The sequence below is a fragment of the Microbispora sp. H10949 genome, assembly GCF_014161435.1.
GTDB lineage: Bacteria > Actinomycetota > Actinomycetes > Streptosporangiales > Streptosporangiaceae > Microbispora > Microbispora triticiradicis.
On record NZ_JABBWZ010000003.1, the window covers coordinates 168,817 to 184,717 of the forward strand.

15 protein-coding genes and 1 riboswitch are annotated in these 15,901 nt (G+C 72.6%); of the genes, 5 read left to right on the forward strand and 10 right to left on the reverse strand.

The genetic code is table 11. The features are described from left to right. Nucleotides 1–84 precede the first annotated feature (84 nt). From HHX40_RS08285 to HHX40_RS08295, 3 genes are all read left to right on the forward strand, one after another. The gene (locus HHX40_RS08285; protein ID WP_182880064.1) at nt 85–1,065 is read left to right on the forward strand and encodes a hypothetical protein; all 981 of its coding nucleotides are present in this window, start codon (nt 85–87) and stop codon (nt 1,063–1,065) included. Nucleotides 1,066–1,169: 104 nt separating this feature from the next. After that, the gene (locus tag HHX40_RS08290) at nt 1,170–1,916 is read left to right on the forward strand and encodes a pyrimidine reductase family protein (protein WP_310737993.1); all 747 of its coding nucleotides are present in this window, start codon (nt 1,170–1,172) and stop codon (nt 1,914–1,916) included. 16 nt (nt 1,917–1,932) lie between these two features. After that, a complete protein-coding gene (locus HHX40_RS08295; protein WP_182880376.1) occupies nt 1,933–3,033 on the forward strand; it encodes an ATP-dependent DNA ligase in 1,101 nt (366 codons plus the stop codon). A gap of 41 nt (nt 3,034–3,074) precedes the next feature. Here HHX40_RS08295 and HHX40_RS08300 read toward each other — a convergent pair whose 3' ends face one another. The 10 genes from HHX40_RS08300 to HHX40_RS08345 all read right to left on the reverse strand — a co-directional run bounded on the left by HHX40_RS08300 (nt 3,075) and on the right by HHX40_RS08345 (nt 14,390). Beyond that, entirely contained in the window at nt 3,075–3,383 is a 309-nt protein-coding gene (locus tag HHX40_RS08300; RefSeq protein WP_111699539.1) for an AzlD domain-containing protein, read from the reverse strand. Then, nucleotides 3,383–4,243, reverse strand: coding sequence for an AzlC family ABC transporter permease (locus HHX40_RS08305; protein WP_182880065.1), 861 nt, complete (start codon nt 4,241–4,243; stop codon nt 3,383–3,385). The genes HHX40_RS08300 and HHX40_RS08305 overlap by 1 nt, the downstream gene beginning before the upstream one ends. After that, a complete protein-coding gene (gene glgX / locus HHX40_RS08310; RefSeq protein ID WP_182880066.1) occupies nt 4,240–6,387 on the reverse strand; it encodes a glycogen debranching protein GlgX in 2,148 nt (715 codons plus the stop codon). Before glgX ends, HHX40_RS08305 begins: the two co-directional genes overlap by 4 nt. A gap of 116 nt (nt 6,388–6,503) precedes the next feature. Beyond that, on the reverse strand, nt 6,504–6,932 hold the full coding sequence (locus HHX40_RS08315) for an OsmC family protein (RefSeq protein ID WP_111699541.1): 429 nt from the start codon (nt 6,930–6,932) through the stop codon (nt 6,504–6,506). Between the two features lie 98 nt (nt 6,933–7,030). Continuing rightward, nucleotides 7,031–7,843 (reverse strand): ABC transporter ATP-binding protein, encoded by an 813-nt coding sequence (locus HHX40_RS08320; RefSeq protein ID WP_182880067.1) that lies wholly within the window; start codon nt 7,841–7,843, stop codon nt 7,031–7,033. Beyond that, on the reverse strand, nt 7,840–8,715 hold the full coding sequence (locus HHX40_RS08325; protein ID WP_220498863.1) for an ABC transporter permease: 876 nt from the start codon (nt 8,713–8,715) through the stop codon (nt 7,840–7,842). Before HHX40_RS08325 ends, HHX40_RS08320 begins: the two co-directional genes overlap by 4 nt. After that, nucleotides 8,712–9,692 (reverse strand): ABC transporter substrate-binding protein, encoded by a 981-nt coding sequence (locus HHX40_RS08330; RefSeq protein WP_182880068.1) that lies wholly within the window; start codon nt 9,690–9,692, stop codon nt 8,712–8,714. The genes HHX40_RS08325 and HHX40_RS08330 overlap by 4 nt, the downstream gene beginning before the upstream one ends. After that, nucleotides 9,689–10,816, reverse strand: a complete 1,128-nt coding sequence (locus tag HHX40_RS08335) for an agmatinase family protein (RefSeq protein ID WP_111699544.1) — start codon at nt 10,814–10,816, stop codon at nt 9,689–9,691. Before HHX40_RS08335 ends, HHX40_RS08330 begins: the two co-directional genes overlap by 4 nt. Before the next feature lie 116 nt (nt 10,817–10,932). Next, nucleotides 10,933–11,025, reverse strand: a riboswitch (guanidine-I (ykkC/yxkD leader). A gap of 86 nt (nt 11,026–11,111) precedes the next feature. After that, nucleotides 11,112–12,734, reverse strand: coding sequence for an isovaleryl-CoA dehydrogenase (locus tag HHX40_RS08340; RefSeq protein ID WP_310737994.1), 1,623 nt, complete (start codon nt 12,732–12,734; stop codon nt 11,112–11,114). A gap of 105 nt (nt 12,735–12,839) precedes the next feature. Next, nucleotides 12,840–14,390 carry an ankyrin repeat domain-containing protein gene (locus HHX40_RS08345; RefSeq protein WP_310737995.1) on the reverse strand — a complete coding sequence of 517 codons (1,551 nt, stop codon included), beginning with the start codon at nt 14,388–14,390 and terminating at the stop codon, nt 12,840–12,842. A gap of 95 nt (nt 14,391–14,485) precedes the next feature. On the opposite strand from HHX40_RS08345, the gene HHX40_RS08350 reads away from it, so the two are divergent. Both HHX40_RS08350 and HHX40_RS08355 read left to right on the forward strand, forming a co-directional pair. Then, entirely contained in the window at nt 14,486–15,271 is a 786-nt protein-coding gene (locus tag HHX40_RS08350; protein ID WP_182880070.1) for a DUF1707 SHOCT-like domain-containing protein, read from the forward strand. 131 nt (nt 15,272–15,402) lie between these two features. Next, the gene (locus HHX40_RS08355) at nt 15,403–15,900 is read left to right on the forward strand and encodes a SigE family RNA polymerase sigma factor (RefSeq protein WP_182874227.1); all 498 of its coding nucleotides are present in this window, start codon (nt 15,403–15,405) and stop codon (nt 15,898–15,900) included. The last annotated feature ends 1 nt before the right edge of the window (nt 15,901 follow it).

Below are 15,901 nucleotides of genomic sequence, written 5' to 3' on the forward strand. Positions count from 1 at the left end.
TACCTTCTGTTGGGTCGTCATGTCTTACATGGGAGTCTTACCCTGGAGTTGTAAGCATTTCTCTGTAGCTAATCTGGGGAAGAAATGCGAGAGGGCTCCTCGGTCGCAACCGTCAACCGGAAGACAACTTCCTGGCGAGAGCGAGCACTCGCTACCATCGATGGTCTGGAAACCGAACTTGACCGCCTGAACAACGACTCCGCTTATGCAAGGGGAGTGCGGCGGCATTTAGGGGCTGCGCGAGGTGCGGCGACGCGGCTTCGAAACCCGATGTCTGTTTGGACGGGGTCGGCAGTCGATCGTACGTGGGCGAACATCCACCAGGCCGAGGTTGAGTTGTTGCGGTTGGTGCCGCCCGGCGAACTGGAATGGTGGGGTACGAACATCCTTGCGCGCGCGAAACAGCACTTGGGTCGTAACGATCCTCGGCGGACCAAGTTTGAATCGCAGCTCAGGCGATCTGACGGGAAGTTGGCGGCATGTGACCGTGGATTGGCGATCCAAACGATGCAGGCGGCCAACATAGCTGCCCAGCTGGAGAGAGTGAACCTGCGGAGCTTTCGGAACATCGTCCTGGTCACCGCCATCATTTTGGCTTTGATAGCTGTCTCGTTCATGTTTCTGGGTATTCTCGAGTCCGACAAGTTGAAGCTTTGCTATCATCCTAAAGAGGGCCTGGTCTGTCCGCTTGGTGGGCGACCCAGTGTGTGGGATATTCCGCTCGTGGAATTGATCGGGTTGTCTGGTGCGGCATTGGTGGGGGCTGCCACCTTGCGTCATATTCATGGGGCGGCCACGCCTTACACTCTTCCTATAGCATTGGCACTCCTAAAGCTTCCGGCGGGCGCGGTTTCCGCAGTCCTGGGGCTGTTGCTGATCCAAGGTGGTTTCATTCCGGGCCTGACCGACCTGGACACCGGTGGTCAGATTCTCGCCTGGGCGGCCGTCTTCGGTATCGCGCAGCAAGTAGTAACTCGAGTAGCTGATGAACAAGCGCGACGTGTTCTCGAGAATGTTCGCGGGCCTTCGTATTGGGGGGAGCGAACCTCGAGAACTGTGGACTAGGGGGCGCGGGTGCAGCCGCCCAAGGCCCGGCCCGAGGGCGGTCAGGAGGGCTGAGCCGCCGGTCCGGCGGTGCCGGTGCGGTGTTGTCGGTGCGGTGTGCGAGTGTGGGAACCGTGCGCCGCATCCATCCCCACGCCGAGGACGATCCCGACATCGCCGCCGCCTACGCCTACCCGCGTGACCACTGGCTGCGTCTCAACATGGTGGCGAGCGCCGACGGCGCGGCCTGGGTCGAGGGCCACTCGGCGGGCCTGTCCGGCCGGGCCGACAAACGGATCTTCGGGCTGCTGCGCGGCCTGGCCGACGTGGTGCTCACCGGCGCCGCCACCGTCCGCACGGAGGGCTACCGGCCCGCCCGCCCGCGCGAGTCGTGGCGGGCGCCGCGCGAGGGCCGCCCACCCGTGCCGCCGATCGCCGTCGTCACCCGCCTGCTCGACCTCGATCTCGGGGGCCCGCTGTTCACCGAGGCCGAGCCGTACGCCCGGACCATCGTGATCACGACGGAGGCGGCGCCGAAGGACCGCAGGGACGAGGCCGCGGACAAGGCCGTCGTGATCGTCGCCGGAGACGACCGGGTCGATCTCGCGACCGCGGTGGAGGAGCTGCGCGGCCTGGGACTCGGCCGGATCCTGTGCGAGGGCGGGCCGCGGATCAACGCGCAGCTCGCCGCGGCCGGGCTGGTCGACGAGCTGGCGCTGACGGTGAGCCCGCTGCTGGCCGGGGGTGACGCCGCGCGCATACTGGACGGCGTCGCCTCGCGCACGCCGCTGACCCTCGCCCAGGTGCTGGAGGAGGACGGCTTCCTCTTCTGCCGATATCTCAGGGAGGCGCATGATGAAGCCGCCGGTTGAGCCGCTGATCCCGGACCTGGACCTGCCGGTGGTGCCGCCGGTCGCGCCGATGCTCGCGAAGGCGGTCAAGAAGCTGCCCGAGCAGGACGGCACGCTCTACTACGAGCCGAAATGGGATGGCTTCCGCTGCATCGTCTTCCGCGACGGCGACGAGGTCTTCCTGGGCAGCAGGAACGAGCGGCCCTTCACGCGCTACTTCCCTGAGCTGGTCGAGGCCGTCAGGAAGGAGCTGCCGCCCCGGTGCGTGGTGGACGGCGAGATCGTGCTGATCAGGGGCCAGTCGCTCGACTTCGACGCGCTCCAGCAGCGCATCCACCCCGCCCAGTCCCGGGTGCGGCTGCTGGCCGGGAGCACGCCCGCCTCCTTCGTCGCGTTCGATCTGCTCGCCGTCGGCGCGGAGGACCTGATGGAGGCGCCGTTCTCGGAGCGGCGGGCCCGGCTGGAGGAGGCGCTGGCGGGGGCGGGCCGGTCGGTGCGGCTCACCCCGGTCACCCGGGACGAGGGCCGGGCCGCCGAGTGGTTCGACGCGTTCGAGGGCGCCGGGCTCGACGGCATCGTGGTCAAGCCGGGAGACCAGCCGTACACGCCGGACAAGCGGGTGATGTTCAAGGTCAAGCACGAGCGGACGGCCGACTGCGTCGTGGCGGGCTACCGCGAGCACAAGTCGGGGCCGGTCGTCGGGTCGCTGCTGCTCGGGCTGTACTCCGCCGACGGCCGCCTGCACCACGTGGGGGTGGCCGCCTCCTTCCCGATGAAGAAGCGCGAGGAACTGGTCGGGGAGCTCGCGCCGTACCGGATGGAGGATCTGAGCGAGCACCCCTGGGGACACTGGGCCGAGGTGGCGGAGGGCGGCGCGCAGAGTGGCCGGCAGGGTGGCGCGCAGGGCCAGCGCCTGCCGGGCGCCGTCTCGCGGTGGAACGCCAAGAAGGACCTGTCGTTCATCCCGTTGCGGCCGGAACGGGTCATCGAGGTCGCCTACGACCACATGGAGGGCGACCGGTTCCGGCACACCGCCCAGTTCCGCCGCTGGCGCACCGACCGCACGCCCGAGTCCTGCACCTACGACCAGCTCGAACGCCCGGTGAGCTACGACCTCGACGAGATCCTCGCCCGCTGAGCCGTCCCGGCATCCGGCCGGTCGGCAGAGGTCGGCAGAGCTCAGCCGGTCAGGGCGCGGACGGCGGCGGTGACGACGACGGCCACCGCGACCACCACCAGGAAGGGCGCGCGCAGCAGCAGCGCGACGGCCGCCGCGGCGAGGCCGGCGGCCCGGGCGTCGACGACGAGCGTGCGGCCGTCGGCGAAGGTCTGCAGGGCGATCAGCGCGGCCAGCGCCGCGATCGGCACCAGCGCGGCGAGCCTGCGCATGAGCGGCCGTTCCAGCACCGCCGCCGGGACCGACAGCCCGAGGAGCTTGACCGCATAGCACCCGGCGACAGTGACCGCGATCGCGATCCACACCCCCATCACGCCTCCTCCGCCCGCGCCGCCGCGCTCCGCTCCCGCCGTGCGGCGGCGCGGGACCGGAGCGCGGCGACGGCCAGGACGGCGGGCGCGGCGAGCACGGCCACCAGCACCGGGACGCCCGCGGGCAGGAACGGCACGCAGGCCAGCGCCAGCACGACGGCCAGCACGGCCACCGCCACCTCATGCCGGAGGACCGCGGCCCGGGCCGGCCGGGCCGTCGCCGTGCCCTCCCCATCCTGGCCCGGAGCCGGGGTGGCGCCTGCCCGCGCCGAAGGAGCGGCGGAGGAGCGGTCCCGGAGCATGGGCAGGAGCAGGGCGAGGAAGACGGCCGGACCGGCCACGTCGAGCCCCCAGGCCGCCGGGTCGCCCAGGGCCGCGGCGCCCAGCGCGCCGAGGAGGGTCGTGACGTTCCACCCGGCGTACAGGGTCACGCCCGTGACGGTGAACCCGAGCCGGGCGAGGCGCCGGTCGGGCTGGGCCAGGGCCACGGCGGAGGTCTCGTCGATCACCCAGTGGGCGGCCAGCGGACGGACCGCGGCGGGGAGGCCGAGCACCTGCGACAGACGCAGGCCGTAGAACGCGTTGCGGACGCCCAGCAGCAGCGCCCCCGCCGCCGCGGGGAGCGGTGCCCCGCCGGCGCCGAGCGCGCCCACCAGCGCGAACTGGGACGCCCCGGTGAAGACCAGCAGCGACAGCACGCAGGTCTGGGCGAGCGTCATCCCGGCCCCGGCCGACGTCACGCCGAACGCGAACCCGGAGAGCCCGACCGCCGCGCCGACCCCGAGGGCGTCCCGTACGACCGCCGACCGGGGCTTCGTCGGCAGGCCGGAATGCGGCTTTTGTGGTGGTGCCGTAGTCACCCGACCGAGGGTAACCGGCGGCTCGGGCCGCCGGCGCACACGAGGACGCGCATGGACCGGTCGGTGACGGTGACCTTGGACCCGGCGACCAGCGTCTCCGCCGCGTCCGGGTCGTCCGGCGGATCCTCGTCGGCGGTGTCGAGCACGGGACGCCAGGCCGCGCCCAGCTCCGGGCCGGGGAGGGCGAAGGTCAGGCTCTCGTGGTGCGCGTTGATCAGCAGCAGGAACGTCGCGTCGGTGATCCGCTCGCCCCGCGCGCCGGGCTCGCTGATCGCGTCGCCGTTGACGTAGACGCCCAGCGACTTGGCGTAGCCGGTCTGCCAGTCGGCGTCGGTCATCTCGGTGCCCGACGGCGTGAGCCAGACGATGTCCCTGCTGTCGTCCCCGACCGTGCGGCCCAGGAAGAACCGGCGGCGCCGGAAGACGGGGTGGGCCCGCCGTAACGCGCCCAGGCGGCGGACGAAGTCCAGCAGGCCGGGTTCCTGCCCGACCAGGGACCAGTCGATCCAGGACGTCTCGTTGTCCTGGCAGTAGGCGTTGTTGTTGCCCTGCTGGGTGCGGCCGAACTCGTCGCCCGCCAGCAGCATCGGCACGCCCTGGGACACGAACAGGGTGGTGAGGAGGTTGCGCCGCTGGCGCCGCCGCAGCCGGTTGATCGCCGGGTCGTCGACCGGCCCTTCGGCGCCGCAGTTCCACGACCGGTTGTCGTCCGTGCCGTCGCGGTTGCCCTCGCCGTTGGCCTCGTTGTGCTTGTGGTCGTACGACACGAGGTCGTTGAGCGTGAACCCGTCGTGGGCGGTGACGAAGTTGATCGATGCGACCGGGCGGCGGCCGCTGGTCGCGTACAGGTCGCTCGACCCGGCGAGGCGCGAGGCGAACTCGGGCAGCGTCCGGGAGTCGCCCCGCCAGAAGTCCCGTACGGCGTCGCGGTACTTGCCGTTCCACTCGGTCCACAGGGGCGGGAAGTTGCCGACCTGGTAGCCGCCGGGACCGACGTCCCACGGCTCGGCGATCAGCTTGACCTGGGAGATCACCGGGTCCTGCTGGATGAGGTCGAAGAACGCGCTGAGCCGGTCGACGTCGTGCAGCTCGCGGGCGAGCGCGGCGGCGAGGTCGAAGCGGAAGCCGTCCACGTGCATGTCGAGCACCCAGTAACGCAGCGAATCCATGATCAGCTGGAGCGCGTGGGGCGAGCGGACGTTCAGCGAGTTGCCGCAGCCGGTGTAGTCGAGGTAGTAGCGGCGGTCCTCCTCGCGCAGCCGGTAGTAGGCGACGTTGTCGAGGCCCCGGAACCCGAGCGTGGGGCCCATGTGGTCGCCCTCGGCCGTGTGGTTGTAGACCACGTCGAGGATCACCTCGATCCCCGCGTCGTGCAGGGCCCGGACCATCGCCTTGAACTCCTGGACCTGCTGGCCGCGCTGTCCCGCGCAGGAGTACGCGTTGTGCGGCGCGAGGTAGGCGATCGTGTTGTAGCCCCAGTAGTTGGTCAGCCCCCGGGCGACCAGGAAGTGCTCGGGCACGAACTGGTGGACGGGCATGAGCTCGACCGCCGTCACGCCGAGCGACCGCAAGTGGTCGATCACGGCCGGGTGCGCGAGCCCGGCGTAGGTGCCCCGCTGCTCCTCGGGCACGGCGGGGTGCCGCATGGTGAGCCCGCGCACGTGCGCCTCGTAGATCACCGTCTCGTGGTACGGCGTGCGGGGCGGCCGGTCGTTGCCCCACTCGAAGAACGGGTTGACCACCACGTTCTTCGGCATGTGCGGCCCGGAGTCCTCGACGTTCAGCCGGGCGGGGTCGGCGAAGTGGTAGGAGAACAGCGACTCGTTCCACCGCACCGAGCCCTCGATCGCCTTCGCGTACGGATCGAGCAGCAGCTTGGCCGGGTTGCACCGGTGGCCGTGCTCGGGCCGGTAGGGGCCGTGCACGCGGAAGCCGTACCGCTGGCCGGGCATGATCCCCGGCAGGTAGCCGTGCCAGACGAAGCCGTCGACCTCCGGCAGGTCGACGCGGGTCTCCGCGCCGTCGTCGTCGAACAGGCACAGCTCGACCCGCTCGGCCACCTCCGAGAACACCGAGAAATTGGTGCCCACACCGTCCCAGGTGGCGCCGAGTGGGTAGGGCTCTCCAGGCCAAACCTCGCGCATGTAACCTCATTCTCCACTGCCCGGACGATTCGTGCACCTGGGGCGGTACCCCTGCTCCCGGTCCGCGCACGCGGAGGCCCCCGCCGGACCGGTCCGGCGGGGGCCCCACTGGTGGTTCAGCCGACGAGTTCGGCGTTCAGGGTGATCGTCGTGCCGGCCAGCGCCTTGCTCACCGGGCAGTTCGCCTTGGCGGTCTCGGCCGCCTGCTGGAAGTCCTCGGCGGACAGGCCGGGCACCTGGGCCCGTACGGAGAGCACGATGCCGGTGATGCCCTCTCCGGGCTGGAAGGTCACGTCGGCCCGGGTCTCGACCGACTGCGGCGGGGTGCCCGCCTGGGCCAGGCCGTGGGACAGGGCCATCGAGAAGCACGAGGAGTGGGCGGCCGCGATGAGCTCCTCCGGGCTCGTCTTGCCGTTCGCCTGCTCGGCCCGGGAGGGCCAGGAGACGTCGAAGGTGCCGACGCCGGAGGTGTCGAGCGAGACAACGCCCGAACCGTCGAGCAGGGCGCCCTTCCACTGCGTCGTCGCGGTACGAGTGGTCGCCATGGCGATATCCCTTCACTAGCGAGTCTTAATCCATTCAGCAGCGACCTTAACGCCACCCGCGCCGCCGGTCGTCCCGCGACCCTCCCGCAAACCCACGATCACGCCGGCGCGGCGGCGACACGCGCCTGGTGGGCGCGGTGCTCGGCCCGGACCAGGTCCTCGACCTCCGCCCTGATCCGCAGGAACTCCGCGGAGCGCTTGATCTCCAGCGGGCGGGGCTCCGGCAGGCCGATGACGATCTCCTGGCTGATCCGGCCGGGATCGCTGGACAGCACGATCACCCGGCGCGCGAGGAACACGGCCTCCTCCGTGTCGTGGGTCACCATGACGACCGTCGGGCGTTCCCCGGCCGGTGTCACGTCCTGCCAGACCTGCCGTACGAACAGCTGCATGTCCTCCTTGGTCTGCACGTCGAGCGCGCCGAAGGGCTCGTCGAGCAGCAGCACGCGCGGCGCGCAGGCCAGCGCGCGGGCGATCGCCACCCGCTGCTGCTGCCCGCCCGACAGGCGTCCGGGCAGGGCCCCGGCCAGGTGGCCGAGGCCCACCTCGTCGAGCAGCCACCGCACCCGCTCCCGCCGGGCGGCGCGCGGCACGCCGAGCGCCTCCAGGCCGAACGCGACGTTCTGGGCCACGGTCCGCCAGGGATACAGCGAGGCGGTCTGGAACACCAGGCCGCGGTCCGGGCCGGGACCCGCGACCTCACGGCCGTCCAGCAGCACCCGGCCGGACGTGGGCGGGACGAGGCCCGCGACCATGCCCAGCAGGGTCGACTTGCCCGAGCCGCTCGCCCCCACCACGCAGACGAAGTCGCCGGACGCCACGGACAGGTCCACGTCCTGGAGCACCGGCCGGCCCGGGACGAACTCCTTGCCCACGCCCTCCAGCCGAAGACCGCTCGGTGCGCTCGTCAACGGGCCCACCTCCCCACCCGGGCGCGCAGCAGGCGCAGCGTGACGTCGATGGCCAGGCCGATCAGGCCGATCACCACGAGGATCGCGAAGATGCGGTCGGTCTGCAGGAACCGCTGGGCGCGGGTGATCCGGTAACCGAGTCCCGAGGTGGCCGCGACCAGTTCGGCGACGACCACGAAGTTCCACGCCGCGGCGGCGTTGACCCGCATCGCGTCGATGATCCCCGGCAGCGCGTACGGGAACACCACCCGGGCGGCCACCCGCGGCCGGGACGCCCCGAGGGTCGCCGACACCTCCAGCAGCCGGTGCGGCACCTGCCGTACGGCGTCGGCGGTCATGAGCGTGTTGAAGAACACCACGCCGAGGACGAGCAGCGCCACCTTCGACGCCTCGCCGATGCCCAGCCAGATGATCAGCAGCGGGATGAAGGCCGACGCGGGCAGGTAGCGCAGGATGCCGACGGCCGGTTCGAGCAGCGGCTGCGCCCAGCCGAGCGTCCCCATCGCGAACCCCAGCGGCACCGAGATCAGGACGGCCAGGCCGAAGCCCGCCGCGATCCGGCCGAGGCTCGCCGCGAGGTCGGCGGCCAGTTCGCCGCCGGCCGCCATGTCCACCCCGGCCGCCCAGACCGCCGACGGGGAGGGCAGGAACGCGGGGTCCACCCGGCCGCTCGCGCTGACCGCCTGCCAGACCGCCAGCGGCACGAGGATCGACAGGCACCGCAGGAGCCAGGCCGTACGTGCGGAGACCGAGGTCGTGAGCGCCTTGGTCGTGAGCGGCCCGGTTCTGAGCTTCGCCCGGCGCGGCGCGGGCTCTTCCGCCGCCGGGACCGTCCCGGCGTCCTGTCTCGGCATCGCCTCGGCCGCGGTCACGGCTGCACCGCGCGGACGAACTGGGGCGCGAACAGTCCCTCCAGCGGCGGGGCCCTGTCCACCAGCTTCGCCGAGACCAGGAACTCCGCGATCTCCTTGGCGCGGCCGTCCAGCTCGCCGGAGAAGGCCGTCCGGTTGCGCTCCAGCGTGAAGATCGTCGTGCCCTTGTCGTACGACTCGTAGTCGGACACGCTCACCCCCGCCCGCTTCGCCATGATCTCCAGGGCCTCCGGCCGGTGCTCGCCGATCCAGGTGAGCGCGTCGAACCAGGCCGACACGAGCCCCTGCACGGCCTTCGGGTCGCGGGAGACGAGGTCACGGGTGACCACCAGGTGGTCGGGGATCGCCCCGGGGAAGTCGGCCGACGTCGCGATCGCCCGGCTGCCCTTCCGCTTGAGCGCGGTCGTGGTGAAGGGGGCGAACACCCCGACGGCGTCCACCTGCCCGGCGGCGAAGGCCGCCGCGGCGGCGTCGGTCGGCATCGGCCGGAACTGCACGTCCGCCTCGGTGAGACCGGCCTTCCGCAGCGCGAGCAGGAGCAGGTAGTGGTCGACCGTGCCCTGCTCGGCGGCGACGGTCCTGCCCTTCAGACCGGACAGCGACGAGATGCCCGGCCCCGCGATGATCTGGTCGTTGCCGCTGGAGTTGTCGTTGACCAGCACGACGCTCTGCTTCGCCCCGCCGGCCACGGACGCCAGGGTGTCGTTGAGCGTCTGGCTGTTGGCGTCGATGGTTCCCGTGGCCAGCGCGTTGAGCGAGTCCGTGTAGCTGTCGAAGTACTTGAGCTCGACGTCCACGCCGTTCTTGCGGAACAGGCCCTGCTCGCCGGCGACCTGCCAGGGGAACCAGCCCGGCCAGGCGCTGAAGCCCAGGGTGATCGTCGAGCCGGCCGGGGCGGCGGCCTGCCGCTCCCCGGGGGAGGCGCAGCCCGCGAGCAGGAGCAGAACGAGAACGGCGGCGAGGTGTCGGCGCGTCATTGGACGGCCTCCTTCTTCCTCTTCGGCAGGTGTCCCGAGCGCACCAGGCACCCGAGGGTGTCGCAGATGACCCGGGTGGCGATGAGCGAGGTGATCTCCGCGTTGTCGTACGGCGGGGAGCACTCCACCACCTCGATCCCGGCGAGCGGCCGGGCGTCGGCGATGAGCTGGATGAACTTGAGCACCTCGCGGGGGAGGAACCCGCCGGGCTCGGGCCAGCCGGTTCCGGGCACGAAGGCCGCGTCGAGGCAGTCGACGTCGAAGGACAGCCAGACGGCCTCCGCGCCGTCCCAGGCGACCTCCAGGGCCCGTTCGGCGGCGGCCTCGATGCCCATCTCGACGCAGTCGGTGACCGTCATGATCGTGGTGCCCCGCTCGCGGCCCACCTTCACGCCCGGGCGGGGCGCCTGCCAGCCGCCGATGCCGATCTGCACGAGGTTCTTCGGCGGCACGTTCGGGATGTCGGTGGCGTGGAACCAGGGGGTGGTGTGCATCCGCTCGTCGAGGTCGGTCTCCTGGGTGTCGACGTGGCGGTCGAAGTGGATGATGCCGACGTTTCCCCGCACGTGTTCGGCCACCCCGCGCACGGTCGGGTAGCCGATCGAGTGGTCCCCGCCGAGGATCACCGGGAAGGCGCCGCTCTCGAAGACGTGCGCGACGCCCTTGCTGATCTGGTCGAAGGTCTTCTCGATGTTGCCCGGGATCGTGAAGATGTCGCCCAGGTCGCAGATCGTGATCGACTCGCGGAGGTCGACGCCGAGCTCGAAGCTGTAGGGGCCGTACAGCGCGGAGATCTTGCGGATGCCCTGCGGCCCGAAGCGGGTGCCCGAGCGGTAGGTGGTGCCCCCGTCGAAGGGCGCGCCGAGCACCGCCACGTCGTACTCCCCGCAGCGCCGCACGTCCTCGACGTACGGCGCCTTGAGGAAGGTGTTGATCCCGGCGAAGTGCGGCAGTTCGCCGCGGGAGAAGGTGGGAATGGTGCGGTCGACGATCGAGTCGGCGCCCTGCAGGCCGAGTTCGAGCCCGCGGGCGATCTCCCGCTCGTGCATGGTGGTGGGGATCTCGGCCTCACGCTCGACGGCGTTACGGGCTTCGGGACCGTAGTGGGAATGGAGGTGGCCCACGGCACTCCTCGGGGGGACGGCTGGTCCACCGCCGCCCGGCGGGCGGCGGGATTCGCGACCCGCGGCGTCTCCCCGGTCCCGGCCGCGCCGTTGACCGGGGAGACGCCGAAGTCGCAGCCTCCCGGGCTTTTGTCCCGCCGTGGAACGGCTCCGCGCCGAGCCGCCTGCACCTCTCGGACCAGCCGAACGGAACCCTAGGTGCGCCTCACCGGGGTGAGCCGGTGAGTCCCCTTCATGACAGCGGCGGCCTGTTTCCGCCGGATTTCCGTGGGGTAGCCGTCCCGTGACCGCCTGCTCACGCGGGCGCCGCGCGCTCCAGGATCGGCTCCAGGTCGAGGCCGGCCGGGAGCGTGCCGAAGGCGCGGCCCCAGTCGCCGCCCAGGCGGGAGGCGCAGAACGCGTCGGCCACCGGCGCCGGGGCGTGCCGCACGAGCAGGGACGCCTGCAGGACCAGCGTCATCTCCTCGGCCACCCGGCGGGCGTCGGCCTCACCGGCGGAGGCGAGCGTCTTCAGCACCCGCCCGGCCGCGTCGCCGACGCGGTGGTCCCCGGCGCGGGCGACCTCGGCGAAGAACGCCTCGACCGCCTCCGGCTCCCGGGCGAGCACCCGCATCAGGTCGAGGGCGGCCACGTTGCCCGAGCCCTCCCAGATGCCGTTCAGCGGGGACTCCCGGAACAGCCGGGGCATCTGCGACTCCTCGACGTACCCGTTGCCGCCCAGGCACTCCAGCGCCTCGGCGGCGTGGACCGGCGCCCGCTTGCAGATCCAGTACTTGGCGGCGGCGAGGGCGGCCCGGCGGAACAGGCCCTCGGCGGCGTCGCCCGCCACCGCCCGGTCGGTCGCCCCGGCCAGGCGGGTCATCAGCGTGGTCGCCGCCTCGGACTCCAGCGCGAGGTCGGCGAGCACGGCGCGCATCAGCGGCTGGTCGGCCAGCGGCCGGCCGAACGCGCTCCGGTGGCGGGCGTGGTGGAGGGCCTGCGACAGTCCCTGCCGCATGCCGGCGGCCGAGCCGGTCACGCAGTCGAGCCTGGTCATGTTGACCATCTCGATGATCGTGCGGACGCCCCTGCCCTCCTCGCCGACGAGGAAGGCCGTCGCGCCGTCGTACTCGACCTCCGCGGAGGCGTTGGACCGGTTGCCGAGCTTGTCCTTCAGCCGCATCAGGCGCATCGCGTTGCGGGTGCCGTCGGGCAGCACACGGGGGAGCAGGAAGCACGACAGCCCGCGCGGGGCCTGGGCCAGCACCAGGAACGCGTCGCACATCGGGGCGGAGTTGAACCACTTGTGCCCGATCAGGGCGAAGCTCCCGTCGCCGAGGGGTTCGGCCCGGGTGGTGCCGGCCCGCACGTCGGAGCCGCCCTGCTTCTCGGTCATGGCCATCCCCGCCAGCACGCCCCGCTTCTCCAGCGGCGGGCGCAGCCCGAAGTCGTACGTGCGGGAGGCCAGCAGGGGCTCCCACTCCGCCCGCAGCGACGGCGAGTGCCGCAGCGCGGCCACGGCGGCGTACGTCATGGAGATCGGGCAGCCGTGCCCGGCCTCCACCTGGGACCAGACGAAGAACTTCGCGGCCCTGGCGACGTGCGCCCCCGGCCGGGCCGAGGTCCAGGGGGAGGCGTGCAGCCCGTTGCCGACCGCGACCGACATCAGCTCGTGCCAGGCGGGGTGGAACTCGACCTCGTCGATCCGGTTGCCATACCGGTCGTGGGTACGCAGGACGGGCGGGTGCTCGTTGGCCAGCCGCCCCCACTCCTGCGCCTTCTCGGATCCGGCCAGCAGGCCGAGCCGGCGCAGCTCCCCGGTCGCCCAGTCCGCCCCCTCCCTGGCGAGCCCCTCCAGCAGCGCCTGGTCGGCCGAGACGTCGTGCCCGGCCAGCGGGGGCGCCTGGTTGGTCACGTCGTGAGTCGCGTCGCGGGTCACAGGGTCCTCCTCGGGTGATGCCGGGTCCTCGGCGCCGGGAACCGGGCGAGGCCGGAACTCCATCTCAGCACTCGGGCCCGCCGGGACAAACACCCGCCGCCGCGCTCAGGCGCCGGAGATGTCCAGGCCCAGCTCCTGGGCCGCCTCAAGGGCGAGATCACGCGCGTAGCCCTGACCGGCGCCCGCCTCGCACAGCACCCGGTGGACGCCCGTGAGCGCCCGCCTGTCGCCGCGCGCGGCCAGGCCGCGGGCCGCCTCGGCCACGGTCGTCACGTCACGGTCGGCCAGCCGGGCGGCCAGCGCCTCCCTGATCCGGGCGGTGTCGGCCGGCAGGCCGGCGAGGCCCATGGTCGCCCAGTCGCGCACCTCGTCGTCCCCGCACTCGGTCAGCCGGATCAGGGCGGCGAGGGCGTCCTCGTCGCCGGACGGCAGGACCGCGGCGAGCGCGACCGCGTCGTTGACGGTGGGCTCGCGCCCCGGGCCGCCCACGATCGCCAGCACCTCGGGCAGGGCCCGCTCGTCGGCCCGGTGGCCGAACGCCGCGAGCAGGGCCTCGACCACCGCGGGCTCGGTCTCCCGGCGGGCCAGGTCGCGCAGGATGCCGAGGACCTCGTCCTGCCGGTCGTCGTGGCCCGTGTCCTGTCCCGGGAGGTGGCCCGTGTCGCGGCCGAACTGGGCGAGGACGTCGACGCCGAACTCCCGCCGCACCGGGTCGTCGCTCTCGCACAACCGTGTCACCGCCCGGAACGTCTCCTCGTCGTGGCGCCCCCGCAGCGCGTGGACGGCCGCCCACCACGTCTCGTCGTCCTCGTCCAGGTCGCGGTAGGGCAGGACGCGGCGGAGCAGCTCCTCGGGCGGCGGCCGGAGGCCGAGCGCCGCCTCCAGGACCGTGGCGGCGGCCGCGTGCCCGTACTGGCGGGCCACGGTGTAGACGCCGGTGTGTGTGCCGGTGCGGGCGCCCTCGCCGCGCGCCTCGACCGTGACCCGCCGGGTGCCGTCCGGCGCGGCGGAGTGCGCCACCAGCACCGTGTGCTCGCCGCCCAGCCGCGCGGCGGCGTCGTCCCGGAGGACCGCCTCCAGATCGGCCCCCGCCAGACGGGCGGCGATCTCCAGCGGGGTCGCGCCGTCCCAGCCGGGCGCCGCCGGGTCCGCGCCGTGCTCCAGCAGGGACCAGACGATCCCGTACGCCCCGAACAGCGCGGCCAGTGTCAGCGGCGTGTCGCCGTCCTCGTCGGCCAGGCCGGGATCGGCCCCGGCGTCGAGCAGCACGTCGGCCGACTCGAGGTTGCCGTTGGCGGCCGCCCACAGCAGGGCCGTCCAGCCGCCCTCCTCCGCCGCGTCGGGGTCGGCGCCTCCGTCCAGCAGCGCCTGCACGGTCTCGGCGTGGTCCCAGCAGGCCGCGGCGCACAGCGGCAGCCCCTCCTCGGGCCCGCCGCTCGGCCGGTCGGGGTCCGCGCCGTGGTCCAGCAGCAGCCGGACGATCTCGTGGTGGCCTCCGGCGGCGGCCCGGTAGAGCGGCGTCGTCCCCTGGGCGGGGTCGACGGCGGGGGACACAGGGGAGGACACAGGGGATACCGGGGCCTCCGGGTGCAGCATCTCCGCCACCCGCGCGGCGTCCCCCTCCGCGATCGCCTCCAACAACCTGCTGCGGGTCACGTCTCCATGCTCACACAACCCCTTCTGGAGGACCCCGCAGGGATCGTCCCCAGGGAGGATGGGGAGCGGGGCCGGTCGGGGTTACGGTGGGGGACGTGAACGATCCGGGTGGCATGCGGGCGTCCGACGCCGAGCGCGAGTCCGTGGTGGAGCGGCTGAGGGTGGCGTCCGCCGAGGGGCGGCTGACGCTGGCCGAGCTGACCGAGCGGACCGAGGCCGCCTATCTGGCCCAGACGCACGGCGAGCTCGCCCAGATCATCGCCGACCTGCCGGGCGGCGCCCCGGCCCCGGCCCCCGGGCCCGCGGCTCCGGCCGCCCCGCAGGGCAGGATGCGCAAGTGGATCGTGGCGGTGCTGGGCGACGCCAAGAGGACCGGCTCGTGGCGGATCGACGACGGCATCGGCGCGGTCAGCGTGCTGGGCGACGTGACCCTCGACCTGCGGGAGGCCGAGGTGCGCGGGCGTGAGGTCGACGTCGTCGCCGTCTGCGTGCTGGGCGATCTCAAGATCATCGTGCCGGACGGGATCGACGTGGAGCTCTCCGGCGTCACCGTCCTGGGCGACAAGAAGGTCCAGGTGATCGAGGCTCCCGCCGGGCAGGCCGCCCCCGTCGTCAGGGTCAGGGCGTACGTCCTGCTGGGCGACGTGAAGATCATCGGGGACTCCCGGGCGCAGCCGATCAAGCGCGGCTGGTTCGCCTGGAGCGAGTGGTGGCAGGAGCGCCGCGCCTCCCTCACCGAGGGGTACGAGGGCTCCGAGCACGGCCTGCACGGCCTGGACGGCATGCACGGGCTGCACGGGCTACACGGCATGCACGGGCTCCGCCCGCCCCGCCCGCCTCGTCCTCCCCGGCTCCGCGACCGCCGGCGCGACTCCCGCTGAACGGCCCCCGAGCGCGCGGTCGTACGCCGCAGGGGAACCCGATCGCCGTCCGAGGCAACGGCGCGGCGCTCCCAGGGCGTAGTCATCGGTGACCGTCCACCGAGGACCGCACCGATCACTGGGGGCCGCACATGCGCGACCGGGCCGACTTCGAGCGCTACGTCGAGCAGCGCTCGGACCGCATGCTGCGGACGGCCTACCTCCTCTGCCGCGACTGGGGCACGGCAGAGGACCTGGTCCAGACGGCGCTGGCCAAGGCGTGGCTGGCCTGGCGGAGGGTCGGTGACAATCCCGACCCGTACGTCTACCGCATCCTGACCAACACCCATGCCAGCTGGTGGCGCAGGCGCTGGCGCGGCGAGCAGCCGACCGAGGTGCTGCCGGAGCCGGCGGTCGGCGACGCCGCCGACCTGTTCGGCTTCCGGGACGCCGTACGGCGGGCCCTCGCGGGACTGCCGCCGAAACAGCGCGCCGTGATCGTGCTGCGCTACTTCGCCGACCTCGGCGACGACCGGATCGCGGAGATCCTCGGCTGCTCGGCGGGGACCGTGCGCAGCCAGGCGAGCAGGGCCCTGGCCAGGCTGCGCGTCGATCCCGCCGCCCGCTCCGCGATGAGCCTGGAGAGCTGAC